The 19844-nt window shown below is 41.5% G+C and carries 17 protein-coding genes; 13 read left to right on the top strand and 4 right to left on the bottom strand.

What is annotated here, in order from left to right:
- Positions 1 to 40 precede the first annotated feature (40 nt).
- The 7 genes from plsX to ORH16_RS03180 all read left to right on the top strand — a co-directional run bounded on the left by plsX (position 41) and on the right by ORH16_RS03180 (position 8722).
- Positions 41 to 1072 carry a phosphate acyltransferase PlsX gene (plsX, locus tag ORH16_RS03210; RefSeq protein WP_265456174.1) on the top strand — a complete coding sequence of 344 codons (1032 nt, stop codon included), beginning with the start codon at positions 41 to 43 and terminating at the stop codon, positions 1070 to 1072.
- Positions 1073 to 1161: 89 nt separating this feature from the next.
- The gene (gene acpP / locus ORH16_RS03205) at positions 1162 to 1401 is read left to right on the top strand and encodes an acyl carrier protein (protein WP_265456172.1); all 240 of its coding nucleotides are present in this window, start codon (positions 1162 to 1164) and stop codon (positions 1399 to 1401) included.
- A 262-nt stretch (positions 1402 to 1663) separates the two neighbouring features.
- Entirely contained in the window at positions 1664 to 2368 is a 705-nt protein-coding gene (gene rnc / locus ORH16_RS03200) for a ribonuclease III (RefSeq protein WP_265456170.1), read from the top strand.
- Positions 2369 to 2378: 10 nt separating this feature from the next.
- A complete protein-coding gene (gene smc / locus ORH16_RS03195) occupies positions 2379 to 5960 on the top strand; it encodes a chromosome segregation protein SMC (RefSeq protein ID WP_265456168.1) in 3582 nt (1193 codons plus the stop codon).
- A gap of 108 nt (positions 5961 to 6068) precedes the next feature.
- Positions 6069 to 6884 carry a Cof-type HAD-IIB family hydrolase gene (locus ORH16_RS03190; protein WP_265456166.1) on the top strand — a complete coding sequence of 272 codons (816 nt, stop codon included), beginning with the start codon at positions 6069 to 6071 and terminating at the stop codon, positions 6882 to 6884.
- 386 nt (positions 6885 to 7270) lie between these two features.
- Positions 7271 to 8281, top strand: coding sequence for a signal recognition particle-docking protein FtsY (gene ftsY / locus ORH16_RS03185; RefSeq protein WP_265456165.1), 1011 nt, complete (start codon positions 7271 to 7273; stop codon positions 8279 to 8281).
- A 153-nt stretch (positions 8282 to 8434) separates the two neighbouring features.
- Positions 8435 to 8722 carry a hypothetical protein gene (locus ORH16_RS03180; protein ID WP_265456163.1) on the top strand — a complete coding sequence of 96 codons (288 nt, stop codon included), beginning with the start codon at positions 8435 to 8437 and terminating at the stop codon, positions 8720 to 8722.
- 99 nt (positions 8723 to 8821) lie between these two features.
- Here ORH16_RS03180 and ORH16_RS03175 read toward each other — a convergent pair whose 3' ends face one another.
- Entirely contained in the window at positions 8822 to 10174 is a 1353-nt protein-coding gene (locus tag ORH16_RS03175) for an MATE family efflux transporter (RefSeq protein ID WP_265456161.1), read from the bottom strand.
- A 78-nt stretch (positions 10175 to 10252) separates the two neighbouring features.
- Between ORH16_RS03175 and ORH16_RS03170 the strand changes: the two genes are divergently transcribed.
- Together ORH16_RS03170 and gshAB are read left to right on the top strand one after the other, a co-directional pair.
- On the top strand, positions 10253 to 11047 hold the full coding sequence (locus ORH16_RS03170) for a MerR family transcriptional regulator (RefSeq protein WP_265456159.1): 795 nt from the start codon (positions 10253 to 10255) through the stop codon (positions 11045 to 11047).
- 76 nt (positions 11048 to 11123) lie between these two features.
- Positions 11124 to 13403 carry a bifunctional glutamate--cysteine ligase GshA/glutathione synthetase GshB gene (gene gshAB, locus ORH16_RS03165; protein ID WP_265456157.1) on the top strand — a complete coding sequence of 760 codons (2280 nt, stop codon included), beginning with the start codon at positions 11124 to 11126 and terminating at the stop codon, positions 13401 to 13403.
- 114 nt (positions 13404 to 13517) lie between these two features.
- Here gshAB and ORH16_RS03160 read toward each other — a convergent pair whose 3' ends face one another.
- Both ORH16_RS03160 and ORH16_RS03155 read right to left on the bottom strand, forming a co-directional pair.
- Entirely contained in the window at positions 13518 to 13925 is a 408-nt protein-coding gene (locus ORH16_RS03160) for a hypothetical protein (protein ID WP_265456155.1), read from the bottom strand.
- A gap of 178 nt (positions 13926 to 14103) precedes the next feature.
- A complete protein-coding gene (locus ORH16_RS03155) occupies positions 14104 to 14550 on the bottom strand; it encodes a YueI family protein (RefSeq protein ID WP_265456153.1) in 447 nt (148 codons plus the stop codon).
- 150 nt (positions 14551 to 14700) lie between these two features.
- Here ORH16_RS03155 and ORH16_RS03150 point away from each other — a divergent pair, with 150 nt between their 5' ends.
- Genes ORH16_RS03150 through ORH16_RS03135 form a run of 4 tightly spaced genes read left to right on the top strand, consistent with a single transcriptional unit; the run spans position 14701 to position 18389 of the window.
- Complete coding sequence (locus ORH16_RS03150; RefSeq protein WP_265456152.1) at positions 14701 to 15663, top strand: ABC transporter permease; 963 nt, start codon at positions 14701 to 14703, stop codon at positions 15661 to 15663.
- A complete protein-coding gene (locus ORH16_RS03145) occupies positions 15660 to 16628 on the top strand; it encodes an iron chelate uptake ABC transporter family permease subunit (RefSeq protein ID WP_265456150.1) in 969 nt (322 codons plus the stop codon). The genes ORH16_RS03150 and ORH16_RS03145 overlap by 4 nt, the downstream gene beginning before the upstream one ends.
- Before the next feature lie 22 nt (positions 16629 to 16650).
- Complete coding sequence (locus ORH16_RS03140; protein WP_265456148.1) at positions 16651 to 17409, top strand: ABC transporter ATP-binding protein; 759 nt, start codon at positions 16651 to 16653, stop codon at positions 17407 to 17409.
- A gap of 14 nt (positions 17410 to 17423) precedes the next feature.
- Positions 17424 to 18389: a siderophore ABC transporter substrate-binding protein gene (locus tag ORH16_RS03135; RefSeq protein ID WP_265456146.1), complete on the top strand. Its 966-nt coding sequence runs from the start codon at positions 17424 to 17426 to the stop codon at positions 18387 to 18389.
- A 373-nt stretch (positions 18390 to 18762) separates the two neighbouring features.
- Here the strand turns inward: ORH16_RS03135 and ORH16_RS03130 are convergent, their stop codons facing one another.
- Positions 18763 to 19809 carry a helix-turn-helix domain-containing protein gene (locus ORH16_RS03130; protein WP_265456144.1) on the bottom strand — a complete coding sequence of 349 codons (1047 nt, stop codon included), beginning with the start codon at positions 19807 to 19809 and terminating at the stop codon, positions 18763 to 18765.
- Between the last annotated feature and the right edge of the window lie 35 nt (positions 19810 to 19844).

Genomic DNA, 19844 nt, shown 5'->3' with positions numbered 1-19844 from the left:
AGCGCAAGTTGCTTGAACTAAACTGGAGGAAAATAAAAAAATGAAAATTGCAGTAGATGCGATGGGCGGCGACAACGCCCCTCAAGCCATTGTTGAAGGAATTATGCTAGCTAAAGCTGAATACCCTGAGATGGAGTTTCTTTTATTTGGAAAAGAAGCGGAAATTAAAAAGTACGTAACCGATGAAAAAAATGTCGAAATCATCCACACCGATGAAAAAATTATGAGTGATGATGAACCCGTTAAAGCGATTCGTCGTAAAAAAACTGCTTCGATGGTGTTGGCAGCCCAAGCGGTCAAAGAAGGCCGTGCCGATGCGATTTTTTCTGCTGGCAATACTGGTGCCTTATTAGCAGCTGGATTATTTATTGTCGGTCGTATTAAACAAGTGGAACGACCAGGATTGATGACCACTTTACCAGTGGTTGGGCAACCGGATAAAGGCTTTGATATGTTGGACTTAGGGGCGAATGCCGACAATCGTCCGGAACATCTGCTGCAATTTGGTGTCTTAGGAGCCTTTTATGCTAAAAACGTTCGGGGAATTGAAAATCCTCGTGTTGGACTTTTAAATAATGGCACGGAAGCTAGCAAAGGTAGTGAGCTGACAAAAAAAGCATATGAGTTGCTGAGTGAAGCACCTGATTTGAATTTTATCGGCAACGTTGAAGCCCGTGATTTATTAAGCGGTGTCGCTGATGTAGTTGTCACCGACGGCTTTACCGGAAATGCCGTCTTAAAGACAATTGAAGGTACTGCCATCAGCATTATGTCGCTATTGAAAAATTCGATTTCAGAGGCAGGCATCACTGGTAAGCTGGGGGCATTATTATTAAAAGACAGCTTGCGGGGCTTGAAAAATGAAATGGATTATTCTAAACATGGTGGAGCAGTCTTGTTTGGCTTAAAGGCACCTGTGATTAAAACCCATGGAGCAACTGGACCAGAGGCTGTAAAGTATACCATTCGCCAAATTCATCGAATGTTAGAAACACAGGTTGTCACTCAATTGGTGGACCATTTTGTCCAAGAGGAAGCGACAGAGTCTGAAGCGACGACACCAGCAGAATAGAAATTCGCTGAAAAAGGTAGACAAACAATTTTTTTATCAGTAAAATGAAGCTTGCAGACTGAGGGCAAGGAAAACGGGGGTGAAGCGAATTGACGCGGGAAGAAGTATTTAGCAAAGTAGCGAATATTATCGCCAAACATTTTGAAGTTGAGCCGGATAAAATTACCGATCAGATTAGTATTAAAGATGATTTGAATGCTGATTCAATTTCAGTGATGGAATTTGTCTTGGAATTAGAAGACGAATTCGGGACTGAGATTTCTGATGAAGAAGCAGAAAAAATTGAAACAGTTGGCGGCGCAGTTGACTATATTATGAACAATCAATAATCATTGATTTTCTCGAGGTTGTGACATAAGCTCAAAACAGATTTAAAATAGCTAAACCATCGTCAGTAACAGCTGACAGTGGGGCAAACTTGTTGGTGGGAGCATTTGGCTCCTGACAGCAGTTACCCCTTTAGTTTAGAAATTTTGTCTGTGAAGGAACTTATGTGATAACCTCTTTTTTTATCTCCTTAAAGTTTCAAAAGAAGAGAAAAACCAGTATAATAGAACAGTATCTGCAACCAAGTTGGAAAGGAATGGGAACATGAATCACCAGTTGACCAAATTGCTACAGGAGAACTATCAAATTGTTTTTCATCATGTCGATTTACTCGAACAGGCCTTCACCCATTCATCCTATGTGAATGAGCATCGCAACTTGCATTTATCTGACAATGAACGCTTAGAATTTTTAGGGGACGCCGTTTTGGAATTATTAGTTTCCCGATTTTTATATGACACCTTCACAGATTTACCTGAAGGTCGTTTAACGAAGCTGCGTTCAGCAATTGTCAGAGAGGACAGTCTTTCAAAATTTGCGAAGGAATGTCAATTTGACCAGTATGTGTTACTAGGAAAAGGCGAAGAAAACTCCGGCGGGCGGATGCGCCCTGCTTTATTGTGTGATTTATTTGAAGCCTTTTTAGGGGCTTTGTATTTAGATCAAGGATTAGACGCTGTTTTGGCGTTTATCAGCAAAGTTATCTTTCCCCAAGTAACCAATGGTGCTTTTTCACATGAGATGGATTTTAAGACCCGTTTACAAGAAGTTCTACAAAAAAATGGCGATGTTAAAATCGACTATCAATTAATTAAAGAAGAAGGTCCTGCCCATGAACGGGAATTTTGGACTAAAGTTTTATTGGATGGTCGCGAAATCGGCGATGGCCACGGGAAATCCAAAAAGCTTTCAGAACAAGCTGCAGCGGAAAATGCCCTGAAGCAATTAGCTGAATCCGAAACAAATTAGGAGCGATTTTGTGTATTTAAAGAAAGTAGAAATAGCCGGCTTCAAGTCCTTTGCTGATCGCACGGTGATTGATTTTGAAAATAAGTTAACCGCCGTCGTGGGTCCAAACGGCAGCGGTAAAAGTAATATCACCGAAGCGATTCGTTGGGTTTTAGGGGAGCAGTCCGCTAAAAGCCTGCGGGGCGGCAAGATGCCGGACATTATCTTTGCCGGCTCTGAATCCCGCAAACCTTTGAACATTGCGGAAGTGACGATTGTTCTAGATAACAGCGACAACTATCTGCCGCTGGATTTTAGTGAAATCAGTGTGACCCGTCGTTTACGTCGGACTGGTGAAAGTGACTTTTTCATTAATAAGCAAGCCTGTCGTCTAAAAGACATTCAAGATTTATTTATGGATTCTGGTTTAGGCAAGGAATCTTTTTCGATTATTTCCCAAGGGAAGGTCGAAGCGATTTTTTCCAGTAAGCCAGAGGACCGGCGCGGAATTTTTGAAGAGGCAGCCGGTGTTTTAAAATATAAACAGCGGAAGAAAAAAGCCGAGCAGAAATTATTTGAGACAGAAGACAATTTAAGCCGGGTTCAAGATATTATCTATGAGCTGGAAGACCAGCTGGAACCTTTGAAGGCCCAGAGTGCAGCTGCTAAAGAATTTTTGACTTTAAAAGAAAAATTAACGGCAATCGACATCAGTGCCGTCATTACTGAAGTCAGCAGCACCAAAGCCGATTGGGAAACTAAAAAAACAGAACTGGCTGTCTTAGCGGAGCAATTGACAGAGGTCGGTGAAGCGATTCAACACGCTGAAAGTAAATTATTTGATTTGCGGCAAACCCGCAGCCAAACCGACCAGCAGATTGACCAATTCAATCAACAGCAACTGCAATTGACTGAAGCTTTAAAACAAGCTGAAGGGCAAAAGGATGTTTTAAAGGAACGCTCACAAAACACCTTGAAAAATGCCCAGGAATATCAAGCCTCTGTCGAAGAAGCCGAAGCAAAATTAGCCGAGTTTAGTCAACAATTAACTGATTTGCGACGCAATTTATTAACAAAAGAAGAAGAGATGACTCTTTTAAGCAGCGAAATTGCGGCCACTGAAAGTGAATTAATCAAATATCAAAAATCTTCTAAGGAAATTATTGAAGATTTGCGCAGCCAATACGTTGAGTTAATGCAAGAGCAAGCCAGCACTAACAATGAATTAAAACATTTGGAGCGGACCTATCAGCAGGAGATGGTTAAAAACCAGCAGGCGCTGACTAAAAATCAGCAGTTGGAAACGCAACAGGCGGCATTGGTTGAGCAAGTGGCTGATTTAACTGAGAAAAAAACGACCGTCCAAGACCAAATTGCCAAGCAATTAAAGGATTATCAAAAGACCCAACAGGAATTACAGCAGGGGAGCGCTCGTTTTAAAGAAGCGCAGCAGGAAATGTATCAGCTGATGAATCGGCTGCAACAGGTTAAAGCTCGCCATAAAAGCCTGCAGGATATTCAAGATAATTACACTGGATTTTATCATGGTGTCCGTTTGATTTTGCAAAACCAAGAGCAGCTTGGCGGCATTATCGGCGCCGTGGCAGAGTTATTAACATTGCCAGAAGATTACACCTTAGCAATTGAAACGGCTTTAGGGGGCGCAGCGCAAAATATTGTTGTGGAAACAGAAAAAGATGCCCGCAACGGGATTACTTTTTTGAAGGAACGCAAAGGCGGCCGTGGAACGTTTCTGCCGCTGACAACGATTAAGCCTCGTTCCTTAAACAGTTCCCAAGTGAAAAAGGCCCAAGATGTGCCCGGCTTTTTAGGAATTGCAAGTCAATTAATCAGTTATGATGACAAAATTGCTAATATTGCAGAAAATTTATTAGGGCATATTGTGATTGCCAAAGACTTGACCAGTGCCAACCAACTGGCGAAGGCGCTGAATTATCAGGTGCGGATTGTTTCCCTCGAAGGTGACGTGATGAATGCCGGCGGTTCGATGACCGGTGGTGCCAGCAAAAAAGGCAATCAAGGCAGTCTCTTCAGTCAAGGCCAAGAATTGCAGCACCTCAGCCAAGAATTGGAACGAATTGAAGCGCAGCAATTTGCAAAGGAACAACAGGTTCAACAGTTAGAAGCTGTTGTGAAAAAGCAAGAGGTTGACTTAGAGGCCCTTCGCAGTCATGGGGAAACGACCCGTTTAGAAGAACAAGAAATTTTAAATCAGCTTGCTAATAAGGAAAATGAATTAGAGCGGGCTCAAAAAGAATTACAGATTTTCCAAATGGAGTCCACAGAGCTGCAGCGTTTCATCGGCGAATACCAACAGGAAAAAGCCGAGCTAACGGACAGACAAACCACCCTAGCGACGCAATTGACCGATATTGATCAAGAAATTAAATCCATCAGTCAGGAAAGCGAATTGGTGGAGGAAACCCGCCAGCGTTTGCAGGAGGAAAAAAACCAGCAAACGGCCAAGTTGGCGATTGCCAAGGAGCAGAAAACTCATTTGGAAAGTCAGCTCCAAAATTTGGTGGAGCAAGAACGAGACACTGCTAATCGACGGGATAATTTAGTCAGTCAAATTGCGGCCTTAAGCAATGCTTCCTCTGATTTTGAAATGACGGAAGAAAGTTTAGTGGCTCAAGGGGAAGAATTGAGCCGCGCTCTAGCAGAAATCAAAGAGAAATTATCTGCCGCCAAAGAACAGCGGCAGGCTTTACAGGAACAAGTCGACCAATTGGACAACCAATTGACCGAAGCCAATCAGCAACAAAAAAATCTGATGGCCACCCAAACCAATTTAGAAGTTCAAAAAAATCGGCGGGAGCTGCAATTGGATAATTTTCTTGCTTACCTGCAGGAAGAATACAGCATGACCTATGAAGCGGCTGTCTGGCAGTATCAAGAAACGTCTGATTTAACGGCAGCTAAAAAAGAAGTGCGCCAATTAAAAGCCGACATCGAGCGACTCGGTCCAGTCAATTTAAACGCCATCGAGCAGTTTGAACAAGTGGATGAGCGTCATCAATTTTTAGTTAGCCAACGGGATGATTTATTATCCGCCAAAGAACAATTATTTACCACGATGGCGGAAATGGATGAAGAGGTCAAACTGCGTTTCAGTGAAACCTTTGATGCCATCCGCAATAAATTTAAAGCCGTCTTTCCAAAAATGTTTGGTGGTGGTCGGGCGGAATTATTCTTGACTGACCCGACAGATTTATTAAATACGGGAATCGAAATTGAGGCACAGCCACCGGGCAAACGGCTGCAAAGTCTGAGCCTATTATCAGGAGGCGAGCGAGCTTTAACGGCTATCGCTCTGCTGTTTTCAATTATTCAAGTGCGGACAGTTCCGTTTTGTATTTTAGACGAGGTGGAGGCTGCCTTAGACGAGGCAAATGTTTCGCGTTTCGGCCATTATCTCAGCCAATTCCAAAGCGACACGCAATTTATTGTTGTGACCCACAGAAAAGGTACGATGGAAGCCGCCAATGTTTTATATGGTGTCACCATGCAGGAATCCGGCGTGTCTAAAATTGTTTCGGTACGTCTGGAGGATGTTACTGAAGGTGGTAGGATTTCGGCGGAGGCGCAGTAAGTAAAATTCTATCTATATGATTAAGTTGAAATAAATAGTGGCTAAAAAGCTAGTATGACTGGTTTGTAATGGCTGCAAAAGTTTTCAGATAGTACAAAGGAGCGTTTCATGATTAAACTAATTGCAATTGACTTAGACGGCACTTTATTAAATAGCGAAAAGAAAATCTCTGAGGCAAATAAACTGGCCTTACAAAAAGCCAAAGATGCCGGAGTAAAAATTGTGCTGTGTACTGGCCGACCTTTAAGAGGGATTGAAGTTTATTTGGAGGAATTGAGTTTAGAAGAAGCTGGTGATTACAGCATCACCTTTAATGGCGGCTTGGTTCAAAAAAATGATACCGGTGAAATTTTAGCCAAAAAAGCTTTAACAACAGCCAATGTTCGAGAAATTTATCAGCTAGGCAAGCAACTTGAACTGCCAGTGGATGTTTTGGCTGATGATGATGTCCTGCAGCTAACGACAACTCCTGGGCATAATTCGATTTATCAAAGCTTAAATGATTTGCTGAATTTTATTCCGACTGAAATTGAAGCAATCAATGATGAAGGAACGTATAATAAGGCTGTCATGGCTTATAGTGCGGCTGTTTTGGATCAAAAAATCCCGGACATTCCACAGGATTTATATACCAGATATGAAATTATAAAAAGTCGGGCTAATCTGCTAGAATTTATGCCTAAGGGTGTGACGAAGGCTTATGGAATTTCTTTGCTGGCAGAATACTTAAAAATAACCGCCGCAGAAGTCATGGCAATCGGTGATGAAGAGAATGATTTACCAATGATTGAATACGCCGGTGTCGGTGTCGCTATGGCTAATGCTGTACCTGATGTCAAAGCAATTGCCAACTATGTGACCACCAGCAACGATGAAGATGGCGTGGCCGCTGTTATCGAAAAATTTGTTTTTACTGGTGAGTAAGCTGTGGCAATCAGACTAAAATGATTTAGGATGTCAGTTCCACTTTTAGCAGTACACAAGGTCCCTGCAGTATAGTGGAATGATATACGTACGAAAATAAAACTAAATTTCAGTCAAGAAATTTAATACCTTAATATGAGTTAGGATGTCAGTTCCACTTTTAGCAATAGACAAAGTTCCTCCTGTTTAGTGGAATGATATACGTACGAAAATAAAACTAAATTTCTGATAAGAAATTTAATACTTTAAAATGAGTTAGGATGTCAGTTCCACTTTTTGGCAATAGACAAAGTCCCTCTTGTTTAGTGGAATGATATACGTACGAAAAACAGACTAAATTTCAGTCAAGAAATTTAATACTTTAAAATGAGTTAGGAGGAAATTCCATGGGATTTTTTGATAAGATCAAAAAGGCTTTTACTGGCGAGACGGAAGAGGTTCAAACGCCGGAGGAAGTTGAAGTCCAACAGAAATACGAGCAGGGTTTAGAAAAGACTCGTAAAACTTTTGGCGAGCGGATGAATGAATTATTTGCGAATTTCCGAACGGTTGATGAAGACTTTTTTGAAGAGTTGGAGGAAACTTTAATCGGAGCTGATGTCGGCTTTGACACAGCAATAAAAATCACTGAGGCTCTGCGTCAGGAAGTGAAGCTGCAAAATGTCAAAAAGCCGCAGGAAGTTCAAAATGTTATCATTGAGAAATTAGTCGACCTCTATGAATCTGAAGGGGTGGATGAGGTCAATGCGCTAAATGTACAGCCTGAAGGATTGACAATCATGCTGTTTGTCGGAGTCAACGGGGTTGGTAAAACCACGAGTATCGGCAAATTGGCGAATCAATACCGTGAAGCTGGCAAAAAAGTGCTTTTAGCGGCGGCGGATACGTTTCGGGCAGGCGCGATTGACCAATTAGTTGTCTGGGGTGAGCGGGCCCAAGTCGAAGTCGTTCGTGGCAAAGCTGGCGGCGACCCTGCGGCTGTCGTTTATGATGCGGTGGCTAAGGCGCAAGAACAGCAGGCAGATATTTTATTAGTGGATACTGCTGGCCGTTTGCAAAACAAAGTTAACTTGATGAACGAGTTGGAAAAAATCAAACGTGTGATTCAGCGGGAAGTGCCAGATGCGCCCCATGAAGTGCTATTGGTGGTGGATGCGACGACTGGACAAAATGCGATGGTCCAGGCGAAACAATTTAAGGAAACAACTGATGTCACTGGTTTAGTCTTAACTAAATTAGACGGAACCGCTAAAGGTGGGATTGTGTTAGCAATTCGCAATGAGCTGCATTTGCCGGTGAAATTAGTCGGCTTAGGTGAAGGCATCGATGACTTAGAACCATTTGAGCCAAATGATTTTGTAATTGGTCTGTTTAAAGGCTTGTTGAAGGAAGAATAAATTTTATGGAGACACTGAAGTCCGATTTAGTCAGACTCCAGTGTTTTTTCATTTTTCCCAACAAAAGAATAACTTTATGACACTTTTTTGATAACGCTTTCTGTCCTATGATATAATTAAAATATCACATTGTAAAAGGAGAGGAGCAGAAAAATGACTGAGAAAATTCTGGAGCGGCTGCACAGTTTGGGCATTCCTGAACTGAAAGAGATTACCGAGCTGAAAACTATGAATGGTGATTATATTAATCTGACCTGTCTGCTACCAAACGGGAGAATCAGTAATATTTTGGATAATACGAAACAATACTTGGCCGCAGAAATTGAAAAAAGAGATTCTGAATTTTGCTATGGCGTGGCCGCCGATGACCAGCAAATTGCCGTTTATGAATATAGTGGCGGTGGAAAAAATGCCAAGCTGATTATTTGGACAGCTCTTTAATGGTGACTGTCGTCATAAAGATAATGCCCCCATCAGTTAGACTAAAAATCTAACTGATGGGGGCATTACAATTTACAGAATAAACTTTGTAGCCTTTTTTTATGAGAGGGCTTTTTTATTGTTATTGGGAAGCCATGCTTGTTGGAGACGTTCTTTCAAACCTTTGATAAAGCCAAAGGAAGCCAAGAAGGAGAAGCTGCGGCCGATTAATTCACCTAACCAAAAAGCATGGGCCCCGACTAGCGGAATCAAAAGCGAGGTTGCTGTAATTCGAATCACTAGGTCACCAACATTACAAATCAGATAATTGCGCATGGAGAGGCTGCTACGCAAAAGGCTTTCATTCATAAATTTAAAGACTGTTAATAGCGTAATCAAGCTGCTAAACAAAAGATAGCTGAAAAAAAAGTTATAGGCCGCTGGATGGCTGCTGGAATCGAAAAAGAGATTACAGAGGGGACGAGCAAAAATTACCATCACAAGACTGACGATTAGTCCATAGATAACAGAAATTTTCACTAAAAAGCGATAAAATTGTTTCAAGGCGGCACTGGCTTCTGCCGCAAAAGCCCGCGCAGAATAAATCGACAGCGTCTGGGAAAATCCAGAGATGACAATTCGGCTGATATTTAAGACCCGTGTGATGGCAACGTAGCCGATGATGATTTCATTTCCTAAAGGATTGACTAAGGCCTGCAGCAAAACGGAGGCAAAGGTAATCACAAATTGCTGAAACATCGAAGGCAGAGCGATGTGAGCCAATTCCTTTAACAATTGCCACGACATTTGGATTTTCAGTGAAAAATCTGGGAAGCTCTGGGCTTTTTTGTGAAGAGATAATAGGCTGACCACCATCAAGGCAGCCTGAGCAAAGACCGTTCCCAAGGCAGCGCCAGCAATTCCCCAGTTAAAGACTAGAATAAAAATTAAATTCAAAAGAATGTTTAAGAGAGATGAGCTTAAAACTAATAGAAAACTTTTGCGGGCTTCGCCAAAGGTCAAGAGCATTGCTCGGGAAATATCATAGAGATAAATGCAGGGCACTCCAAGTAAATAAATGCGGCTGTAAGTCAGGGTATCGGCCATCAGATTTTCTGGCACCTGCATCCAAGTTAAAGCGGCTGGTAGTAGCAGCATCCCAATGACAGTCAGAATTAAGCCGGCGAGAATGGCCAGCACTAAAATATTCCCGATACTTTGAGAAAGTTTTTTAAATTGCTGCTTGCCGATAAAACGGGAAAAAATAATTTCTACAGCCAACTCGATACCACCAGAAATAACGATAAACAGCATTAATAGATTGCTGGCGTTGCCGATAGCGGCCAGCTCATTGGGACCTAATGTTTGTCCGACGATAATCATGCTGACGGCACTATAGAGCTGTTGCGTCAGCAAACTGCCAATCAAGGGCAGGGAAAAGAAAAATAATTTTTTATTCGAAACGTGTTCCATGATTTTCACCTCAATTATTTGCTATACTTTATTTATAAACTATCACGTTAGGTTATAGTCAAGCAGGAGTTAAAAAAAATGAAAAATGAATTGACGACCGGCGCTTTTGCCAAGCTGTGCCGCATTTCTAAGCGGACATTATTTTATTATGACGAGATTGATTTGCTGAAACCAGTGCGGGTGGATGAGAAGGGCTACCGCTATTACAATTTGTATCAAACGGATCGCTTGAGCACGATTCGTCTGTTTCAAGAAATCGGCTTGTCCCTCAAGGAGATTCAGCATTATTTTCAGGCGGCGGATTTCAAAGGGAAAAGTCAGATGCTACAGGCCCAGCAAAGTAAGCTGACAGAAAAAATTCAGGAGCTGCAACAAATTAGCGCCGGCATCGATTTTTTAAATCGACGCTTTCAACATTTTCAAGAAATCGGTGCTGACAGGCTTTTTTTTGAGGAATTGTTGACTGCCGAAAAATATCTGCTGACCCCTAGAAAACCTCAGGAGGGGATTTCTGTCAATTATTTAAATTATGGCTATCAGTATGGGATTATTTTTGATGAAGAGGAAATTTCAAGGGTGCAGGCGCAAAGTAGTTTCCAAAAAAATTGTTTAGCCGCAGTCGAATTGCCACAAGCGATGGCGGTTTTTCAGCGGGCTCAAGCAAATAGTAATTTTCAAAAGTCTGCTGGTGAATATGTCAGCATTATTTATCTTTTAAAAAATGGCGAGATGACCAGCTGTGTGCCTCGCTTTTTAAATGCAATTGAAGACTATCAAACAACAGGGCCCCTCTTTCATGAGGACTATTGTAGCGAGCTAGCCAGCCTTTCTGACGAATTTATCATAAAGCTTTCCCGAAAACTGCGAAAATAATAAGCGGTTTAGTACGTTATTTCCTAAGAATCCGCTATAATATACGGAGCAGATTCTCTAACAGAAAGGTGAAATCATGAATTTTAAAGCATTAATGCAAGCAACTAGTGTCTTGCCTTATCTTGAAAAGGCCCGCTTTGGTCTAGAAAAAGAAAGTCAGCGGGTCACTTTAGAGGGGGAGCTGGCGCAAACGGATCATCCCTCCGTTTTGGGCTGTCGCAGCTTCCATCCCTATATTCAAACGGACTTTAGCGAAACCCAACTGGAATTAATTACCGGCGTAAAGGAAACGGAAACAGAAGTCTTGCGGGAGCTAGCGGCAATCCACGATGTAGCTCTGCGTTCGATGAATGATAATGAAATGATGTGGCCTTTAAGTATGCCGCCGCATTTGCCGGAAAAAGACAGCGAGATTGAAATTGCCAAGCTAGCCCGCTTTGAAGATGTTTTATATCGTCGCTATTTAGCTCGGGCATATGGTAAACGCAAGCAGATGGTCAGCGGAATTCATTTTAATTTTGAGTACGCCCCTGAACTAGTGACGAGCCTTTACGAAAAGCAAAATGAGTGTAGCAGTCCAGAAGAATTTAAAACTAAATTATATATGAAAGTTGCCCGTAATTTTTTGCGTTATCGTTGGTTGTTGACCTATTTATTTGGAGCGGCACCTTTAAGCGAAGCTAATTATTTTACTGATGAAGCGCCGCAAGAGCCGATGCGCAGTCTGCGGAACAGTCGTTTTGGCTACACCAATCATGCAGATGTCCAAGTTTCTTATAGCTCTTTAGAAAAATATATTGCTGATATCGCCGAAATGGTTAACAGCGGCAAGCTTTCAGAGGAAAAAGAATTTTATGCACCAATTCGTCTGCGGGGCGGCAAAAAGATGTCGGAGCTACCTAAAAAAGGTATTCGCTATATCGAGTTGCGAAATATTGATCTAAATCCCTTTGAAAGAATCGGCATCAGCCACGATCAAGTCCGTTTCATTCATTATTTTATGCTGTTTTTATTATGGACTGACGAAGATGCAGCGGCTGATCAATGGGTGGCTGCTGGTGATCAATTAAGCAATCAAGTGGCGGAAGAAGCGCCGTTAGCTCCAACTGTTGCGCAAGCAGAAGGTCAGTGGTTGATTGCTGAAATGAGTAAGATGCTTACTGAATTCAAGTTAGCCGAGGCGGCTGAATTTATTGCCGGTTTCCAGAGGATTATCGAAAATCCCGCAGAAACATTGGCGGCCCGTTGGTTAACGGCCGCTGAAAAAACCAGTCAAGCAGCCTTGGCAACTGAGCTGGCGACGACTTATTATCAAGCGGCTCATGAGCGCCCTTATCAGCTGGCGGGTTATCGGGAAATGGAATTGTCCACGCAGATTTTAATGTTTGATGCCATTCAAAAGGGCATCAGCTTGGAAGTTTTAGATGAAAACGATCAATTTTTAAAACTGCATTTTAAAAAGCACGTAGAGTATGTCAAAAATGCCAATATGACAGCCAAGGATGTCTTTATTGTCCCATTGATGATGGAAAATAAAACCGTGACGAAAAAGATTTTGGACACAGCTGGTTTTCATGTGCCGAAGGGCTCAGAATTTAGCAGCATTGCTAGTGCCGAAGCAGCTTTTGGTGAATTTGCACAGCGGGCTTTTGTCATTAAGCCCAAGTCGACTAATTACGGCATCGGCATCACCATTTTTAAAGAAGGGGCTACCTTTGAAGATTATCAAGCCGGTTTAGCCATTGCTTTTAAAGAAGACAGCGACGTTTTAGTCGAGGAATTTTTGCCGGGGACAGAATACCGTTTCTTTGTTTTAGATGGCGAAGTTAAGGCGGTGCTCTTAAGAATTCCCGCCAATATTGTCGGTGATGGTCGCCGCAGTATTGAAGAGCTGGTGGCCGAAAAAAATCTTGATCCGTTAAGAGGAACCAACCATCGTTCCCCATTAGAATTAATTCAGCTGGGGGATTTGGAAAAATTAATGCTAAAGGAGCAGGGCTACACGGTTGAAAGTGTGCCAGCGGAGGGCCAAATTGTCTATCTACGGGAAAATTCCAATATCAGTACTGGTGGCGACTCGATTGATTTCACCGACGAGATGCCAACTGCTTATAAAAAAATTGCCGCAGATGCGGTGGAAGCTTTAGGAGCTGTAATCAGTGGAATTGATTTGATTATTCCGGATTTAAATGTGGAGCCGACGCAGGAATCGACAGCGTATGGCATTATCGAGGCTAATTTTAATCCGGCGATGCATATGCACATCTATCCTTTTGCCGGTGCTGGCCAAAGATTAACGATGGACGTGTTGCAACTGCTTTATCCTGAAGTGTTTGAAGAAATAGAAAATTGTTAATAGTGGCATTGAGCTAAAGTTTATAATGTAAAATTTGTTTAGAGTTAATCCTTTTAAAGGTTTTTAGAAATAAAAAAGGCTGTCGCAGCATTTCTAGCTGGCGACAACCTTTTTTTAATATTCAAAATCTTTAATTTCAATTGTTTGTTTGGTTTCTTGAACATCCAAGCCAGTGTGTTGCTCCCACCATTGCTTCATTTCTTTTTCATAAGTTGTGGGGAACTCTTCAACAATCTCAATGATTGGCCGGCCCTGCAGTTTTGCATAGGGATAATTTAAGGCCAGATTGTATTTTAATTCTGTCAACAGGCTGTAATACTGGAACATCATATAGTTCATTTCCAGCTCATCGCTGCCGGATAGAACCATCGGTGCTCGGTCAAAAATAAAGCCGAAGCTGCGCATCATAAAGACCACGCCATCCAAACTTTCATTTTCAATTAATTCCACATCCCGCAAAATATCAATGTGGCGGTCAAGGGCATTGAACAGCTCCTGCCGTAATTCAGGATATAACTCCATCTTCCTTCCTCCATCTCTCAAATGTTTTAGTGTATAGCAGTAAGATTACATGACAAAAGTTATCACCGAAATTTTGAAAAGAAAATTTTTCAATAATTTTCTTATTGAAGCAGTCCTTTTCTCAGTCATTCGGTGAAAGTCAGACAATCTTATCAGTCAAAAATGAATTGTTTCAGACCTACTTAAATAAATTATGCCAAAAGCCGCTTTTTTTCTCAGGCTCTGTTGCTGAAGTTTCAGAAGACAATGGATATTTGGCTTCGACATCCACTACTTCTTCATTGACGGCTGTTTTAGCTGCGAAAACCAGACCGATATCTGTTGGCTGATCTCCGACAAAATCATTCACAATCGTAAAGCGAATGTTTTGTTTGCTAGCCAGTTGGATATAAATGGACTCCACAGATTGTTCGACTTTGCCATTTAACAAGAGGCTGCTGTCGGGATGCAGCGCAAATTCTTTTAAAAGGCTTTCTTGGTTAGCTTTTTTTGGCATTTCCGCAAGGATCATCGTCAAATGACAGCGCTCTCTAAAAGTTCCTAAATATTTGTGCTGTTCATCAGGATTGACCAGTGGGGCGCCATAAATCCCTTTATCTAAATGCTTTTGCAGTTCATCCGCCAAAAAAATCACCTCGTTGTTATGCTAAATTTATTATAGCATAAATTTATTGGAGAAAAATTTAGAAAAAGGCTTGCAAAAAAATTTAAATTTCTCTAAACTAATCGTAAGAATGAAAATCATTCTCAATTAGAAAAGGTAGGAGGGTTCTTTTTGAAAAAAAGTTTAATGGTCGGTCTGCTACTCTTACTAATTTTTATTTCTTTTTTTGTTGGAGTCAATGACTTGTCGCTGTCTAGGTTGCTTTTTGATGAAGGTCAGCAACGGCTGATTTTTTTCAGCACTCGTATTCCCCGGACAATCAGTTTGCTCTTGGCTGGCGCCACCATGAGCATCTGTGGTTTGGTGATGCAGCATTTGACCCAAAATAAATTTGTTTCCCCCACAACTGCCGGAACAATGGACAGTGCCCGTTTAGGAATTGTCTTTGTGATGCTAGTGCTGCCGACCGCCTCCATCTTCCCCCGCAGTCTTGTGGCGTTTCTCTTTGCTTTTTTAGGAACCTTAGTTTTTTTAGCCTTAAGTCGAATTCTACCGGGAAAAAATCAAGTCATGCTGCCTTTAATTGGTGTGATGTTTGGAAATATTATCGGTTCTGTAGCGACTTTTTTTGCCTATCAATATCAAGTAGTACAAAATATGTCCGCTTGGCTGCAGGGAAATTTTTCAACGATTACTAGAGGTGGCTATGAGTTATTGTATTTGACGATACCGGTTTTTCTTTGTGTCTATTTCTTTTCTTACGCTTTTACGATTATCGGTTTGGGGGAAGATTTAGCGGAAAATTTAGGTTTAAATTATTCTCTCTATCGTTTACTAGGAGTTTTCTTAGTGGCAGTGGCTAGTGCTGTAACTTTAATTATGGTGGGGTCGATTCCCTTTTTAGGGGTGATTGTGCCCAATGTTATCTCCTTGATGTTCGGGGATAACCTCAGACAAACACTGCCGTTAACCGCATTAGGCGGCAGCATCTTTTTGATTGCCTGTGATATTATCGCCCGCTGTGTTATTCCTCCGTATGAAATTCCCGTCAGTGTGATTACGGGAATTTTAGGCAGTCTGATTTTTATCTATCTCTTGACGAAAAAAAATCAGCCCCAAAGGAGTAACGCATGAAAAAAATGATGCTGAAAATCAGTTTTTTGACAGCGGCGGCTCTGGTGATGTGCCTATTGTATTTGACGTATAATACCCACGGAAATTTCGAGTTTGCCCTGCAGATTCGCGGCAAAAAAATAGCCGCCTTTATCTTAGTGGCAATTGCGACCAGCTTTGCCACCATCAGTTTTCAAACGATGACCCAAAATCATTTTCTGACTCCGAATATTTTGGGTTTGGATTCATTATATGTAGCAGTTCAAACGCTGTTGTTTTTTGCAGTCGGCGGCGTCAGCATGCTCTCACAGGAGGGAACCGGCCTCTTTTTAGCTAATATCGCCATCACCATGCTGGCCAGTCTATTCTTAAGCAATATTTTATTGAAACATAGTCAAAATAATTTATTTTTACTGCTGATGATTGGCATGATTTTAGGTACGCTTTTCAGCAGTCTCAGCACTTTTTTACAAGTGCTGATGGACCCCAATGAATATGATTTATTGCAGGGGCGGTTATTTGCCAGCTTCAACAACGTCAATAGCTATCATCTGTTGTGGGCAGCCGTTTTGATTGGCGTGACGGCCTTGCTCTTATTAAAAGCCAGCCACTATTTAGATGTATTGCATCTAGGACGGGAGCAGGGAATTAATTTAGGAATAAACGTTACTCAAGTTCAGCTGCTATTGTTGCTGGCAATCAGCCTATTGACGGGAACGGCCACGGCTTTAGTCGGGCCGGTAACTTTTTTAGGCTTTATCGTCAGCAATATCAGTTATCAATTGCTGGCGACTTATCGCCATCGGTGGCTGTTTGCTGCCGCTAGTTTATTAGGGATAATTTTTTTAATCGGCGGTCAGTTTTTAGTGGAACAAATTTTTCAGTTGAACACAACCTTAAGTGTCGTGATTGAATTTGTTGGTGGCACGTATTTTATCGGTAAGTTAATTTGGGTCAATCGTTTGACCCGCAAGCGGATAAACTAGCAGGCTAAAGGAGGCAGGCAAGATGATTGATATCAAGCAAATTTCAAAGTCTTACGGGGATAAGGTGGTGGTCTCGGGCATCGAGCTACCTTTAGAAAAGCAAAAATTGACAGCCTTTATCGGTCCAAACGGTGCTGGCAAAAGCACTTTGCTGTCGATTATCAGTCGCTTGATTCCTCAAGATACCGGCGAAATTTATTTGGACCACAACGAAATTAAAGCTTGGAAGTCAAAGGAGCTGGCCAAGAAGCTGGCGATTTTGAAACAGCAAAATCATATTGCTCTGCGAATTACCGTGCGGGACTTGGTCAATTTCGGACGCTTTCCCTACAGCAAAGGCCGTTTGCAGACAGAAGATCATCGACTAGTTGAGGAAGCTTTAGAAAATTTAGGGCTAACCGAGATGGCGGGCGATTACATCGATACATTGTCCGGCGGTCAGCTGCAGCGGGCCTACATTGCGATGATTTTAGCCCAGGATACAGATTATATTTTATTGGATGAGCCGTTAAATAATTTAGATATGAATTATGCGGTGCAGATGATGCAAATTTTACGTAAATTAGTCGATGAGCTGGGCAAGACTGTGTTGGTCGTTTTGCATGATATTAATTTTGCGGCTACTTATGCCGATCAAATTGTCGCCATGAAAAATGGCGAACTCTTTGCCAACGGTCCCACCGACGAAATGATTCAAAATGAAATATTAAACCCTTTATACGGGATGGAAATTAAAGTGTGCGAAATCGAGGGCAAGCGCTTTTGTATGTATTTTAACTAAATGGAGGAAAAAGAATGAAAAAGTTTTTGTTAAGTGTTGGAATTGTGTTGAGTTTAGGTATTTTGGCTGCGTGTGGCAACACCACTAGCGGCACAACAGATAGCAGCGAGACTGCTTCTTCGACAAGCAGCAGTACATCAGCGGGGACAATTAAAGTGACCGATACTAACGGCACAGTCGAGGTTCCGCAAAATCCAGAAAAAGTTGTGGTATTTGACATGGGTTCCTTAGACACAATTGATGCTTTAGGAGCCGGTGATGCAGTCGTCGGGACAGCTGTCAGCAATCTGCCAGCTTATTTAGATGCTTATGCCGACGTCGAGTCAGCCGGTGGCATCAAAGAGCCGGATATTGAAGCAATTAATGCAATGGCTCCCGATTTAATTATTATTTCTGGACGTCAAGCAGACTATTTGGATCAATTATCAGCCATTGCACCTACGATTTATTTGGGTATTGATTACGAAAATACTTGGGACTCAATTCAAGATAACGTCAAAACTTTGGGGCAAATTTTCGAGAAGGAGGACGAGGCTGAAAGCCAACTGGCTGAGCTACAAACGCAAATTGACGAAGTCCACACACAAGCAACCGATGATGGCAAAAATGCTTTAGTTTTACTAGCCAATGAAGGAGAATTATCGGCCTATGGTGCTGGTTCCCGTTTCGGTATTATCCACGACACATTTGGTTTTTCAGAAGCCGATGACGCCATCGAAGCTTCCACTCACGGTCAAAGTGTTTCCTTTGAATATGTGCTGGAAACAAACCCTGACATCATCTTTGTCGTTGACCGGACCCAAGCCATCGGCGGCGATGACAGCCAAAACAATGTTGCCGAAAATGAACTCGTGCAGCAAACGACAGCTGGTCAAAATAATCTGGTGATTATGTTAGATCCAGAAGTTTGGTACCTCAGCGGTGGCGGTCTGGAATCAGTCCAATTGATGATTGATGACGTCAAACAAGCTTTTCAGTAATTTTTAACTTTCAATAAGCCTTTAAAAAGTCTGGTTTTAATCAGCTGCCTCAAAAATTTTCTAGTTGCTTTGCTTGGGAATTTTTGAAGAAGCTGGTTGGACTGGGCTTTTTTTGCAAAAAATTTGGGAGTGTGGTGGAGGGGAAGCTCACTAACGACGAGTTTCATAGATTCGCTGTAAACACTTCTTAATTTTACAAAACTAAATACACAAAAATTTCACATTTTCAGTCTATTATTAACTTATCCCAATAAAACAAACCCAAATAAAACACTTTTTCATTTTTTACTCCTAAACCCGCCAGTCCCCGCTGGCGGGTTCCCTTTTTGTCTAAATTAAGGAGTAGCAATCTGATATGAAATAGTTTACACAGCTAATTTTTTTGATAAGTTGTCAATAAGCTTTGATAGTCAGGGGTGCCATGCAAAAATTTCAGCTCTGAAGAATGCTCCAACTCGTTCACAATGGCTGGCAATAAATTTGAACTGAAAGTGGTTAAGTGTGGATCAGTAAAATCTAAATGTTGATATAAACTTGAATTTTCAATTGTCCACTCTGTGTTCAAAGATTCAAGCGTATTCTTTAAGAATTGAATGGTCGTCTCTTTATCCTTCTGAGCAGTTGAAACCTCGAGAAGTGCTGTCCAAGCAGTACAAGTCATAAGATCAAATTTTTCAGTTACTTGTTGATAGAGTGATGCTAAATGTCCAGCCTTATCCATATGTTTTTCTCTAATCGAAATCTGCGTTAAGCCTAATAAAATGTTTTGTAGACTGACTGAGGTCTCGAACAGCTTTGCTTCAAAGTAGTGCGCAGCATTGGTGTCATTGCCTAGCAATAAATTCAATTCTGCAAGTAGTAATTGCTTATCAGGACAAGATTCGGGAAGTGATTGAACAATATTTTCGGCATTTTCAAACTCTTCATTTTGACAGTATACTGAAAAAATTAAGTCAGTTGCTTTATTGCGAAGGTTGAGGTCATTACTATGTAAAATTCGTTTTAACCAAGTAGTCAAAATTTCTAAATATTTTTGTTTTGGGTTAACCATGAAGGCAGCTAAAGCCGTAGTTAAGATATCAGATAGATGATAAATTAGGAGTTCGCAAGAAGGGTATTCGCTAATTTTATCATTTGCTAGATTAAAGCCAACATCATATCCTTCTTCTTCTATCAGAGTAAGAATTTGGGTACAAATCGCGTCAACCTCAACGTGGGTTAAATTTTCTTTAAAGGATAGTAGCGTGTTTAAATCCGTTTGCAACAATCTTGCTAATGCTGGTAGCGTTGTGATATCAGGGTAAGTTTGGCCTTTCTCCCACTTATGGATGGCAGGCGCACTGACACCAAGATAATTTGCTACTTGTTCTAGAGTAAGGCCTTGTTCCTTTCGTTTTTCTTTGATGATTTGCCCTAGCATGTTACTCCTCCCCTTTCTATCTCAACTATAGCGTA

Source organism: Enterococcus sp. HY326, assembly GCF_026157065.1.
Taxonomy (GTDB): Bacteria; Bacillota; Bacilli; order Lactobacillales; family Enterococcaceae; genus HY326.
This window is presented reverse-complemented; position numbering and strand designations above follow the sequence as displayed.

Bases quoted from the DNA above. Each gene is read 5' to 3' on its own strand.
- ORH16_RS03175 (WP_265456161.1), bottom strand. From the start codon at position 10,174: ATGGAACACGTTTCGAATAAAAAATTATTTTTCTTTTCCCTGCCCTTG.
- ORH16_RS03140 (WP_265456148.1), top strand. From the start codon at position 16,651: ATGATTGATATCAAGCAAATTTCAAAGTCTTACGGGGATAAGGTGGTG.
- ftsY (WP_265456165.1), top strand. From the start codon at position 7,271: ATGGGATTTTTTGATAAGATCAAAAAGGCTTTTACTGGCGAGACGGAA.
- ORH16_RS03145 (WP_265456150.1), top strand. From the start codon at position 15,660: ATGAAAAAAATGATGCTGAAAATCAGTTTTTTGACAGCGGCGGCTCTG.
- ORH16_RS03190 (WP_265456166.1), top strand. From the start codon at position 6,069: ATGATTAAACTAATTGCAATTGACTTAGACGGCACTTTATTAAATAGC.
- rnc (WP_265456170.1), top strand. From the start codon at position 1,664: ATGAATCACCAGTTGACCAAATTGCTACAGGAGAACTATCAAATTGTT.
- ORH16_RS03160 (WP_265456155.1), bottom strand. From the start codon at position 13,925: ATGGAGTTATATCCTGAATTACGGCAGGAGCTGTTCAATGCCCTTGAC.
- plsX (WP_265456174.1), top strand. From the start codon at position 41: ATGAAAATTGCAGTAGATGCGATGGGCGGCGACAACGCCCCTCAAGCC.
- ORH16_RS03170 (WP_265456159.1), top strand. From the start codon at position 10,253: ATGAAAAATGAATTGACGACCGGCGCTTTTGCCAAGCTGTGCCGCATT.
- ORH16_RS03135 (WP_265456146.1), top strand. From the start codon at position 17,424: ATGAAAAAGTTTTTGTTAAGTGTTGGAATTGTGTTGAGTTTAGGTATT.
- gshAB (WP_265456157.1), top strand. From the start codon at position 11,124: ATGAATTTTAAAGCATTAATGCAAGCAACTAGTGTCTTGCCTTATCTT.
- ORH16_RS03130 (WP_265456144.1), bottom strand. From the start codon at position 19,809: ATGCTAGGGCAAATCATCAAAGAAAAACGAAAGGAACAAGGCCTTACT.
- ORH16_RS03180 (WP_265456163.1), top strand. From the start codon at position 8,435: ATGACTGAGAAAATTCTGGAGCGGCTGCACAGTTTGGGCATTCCTGAA.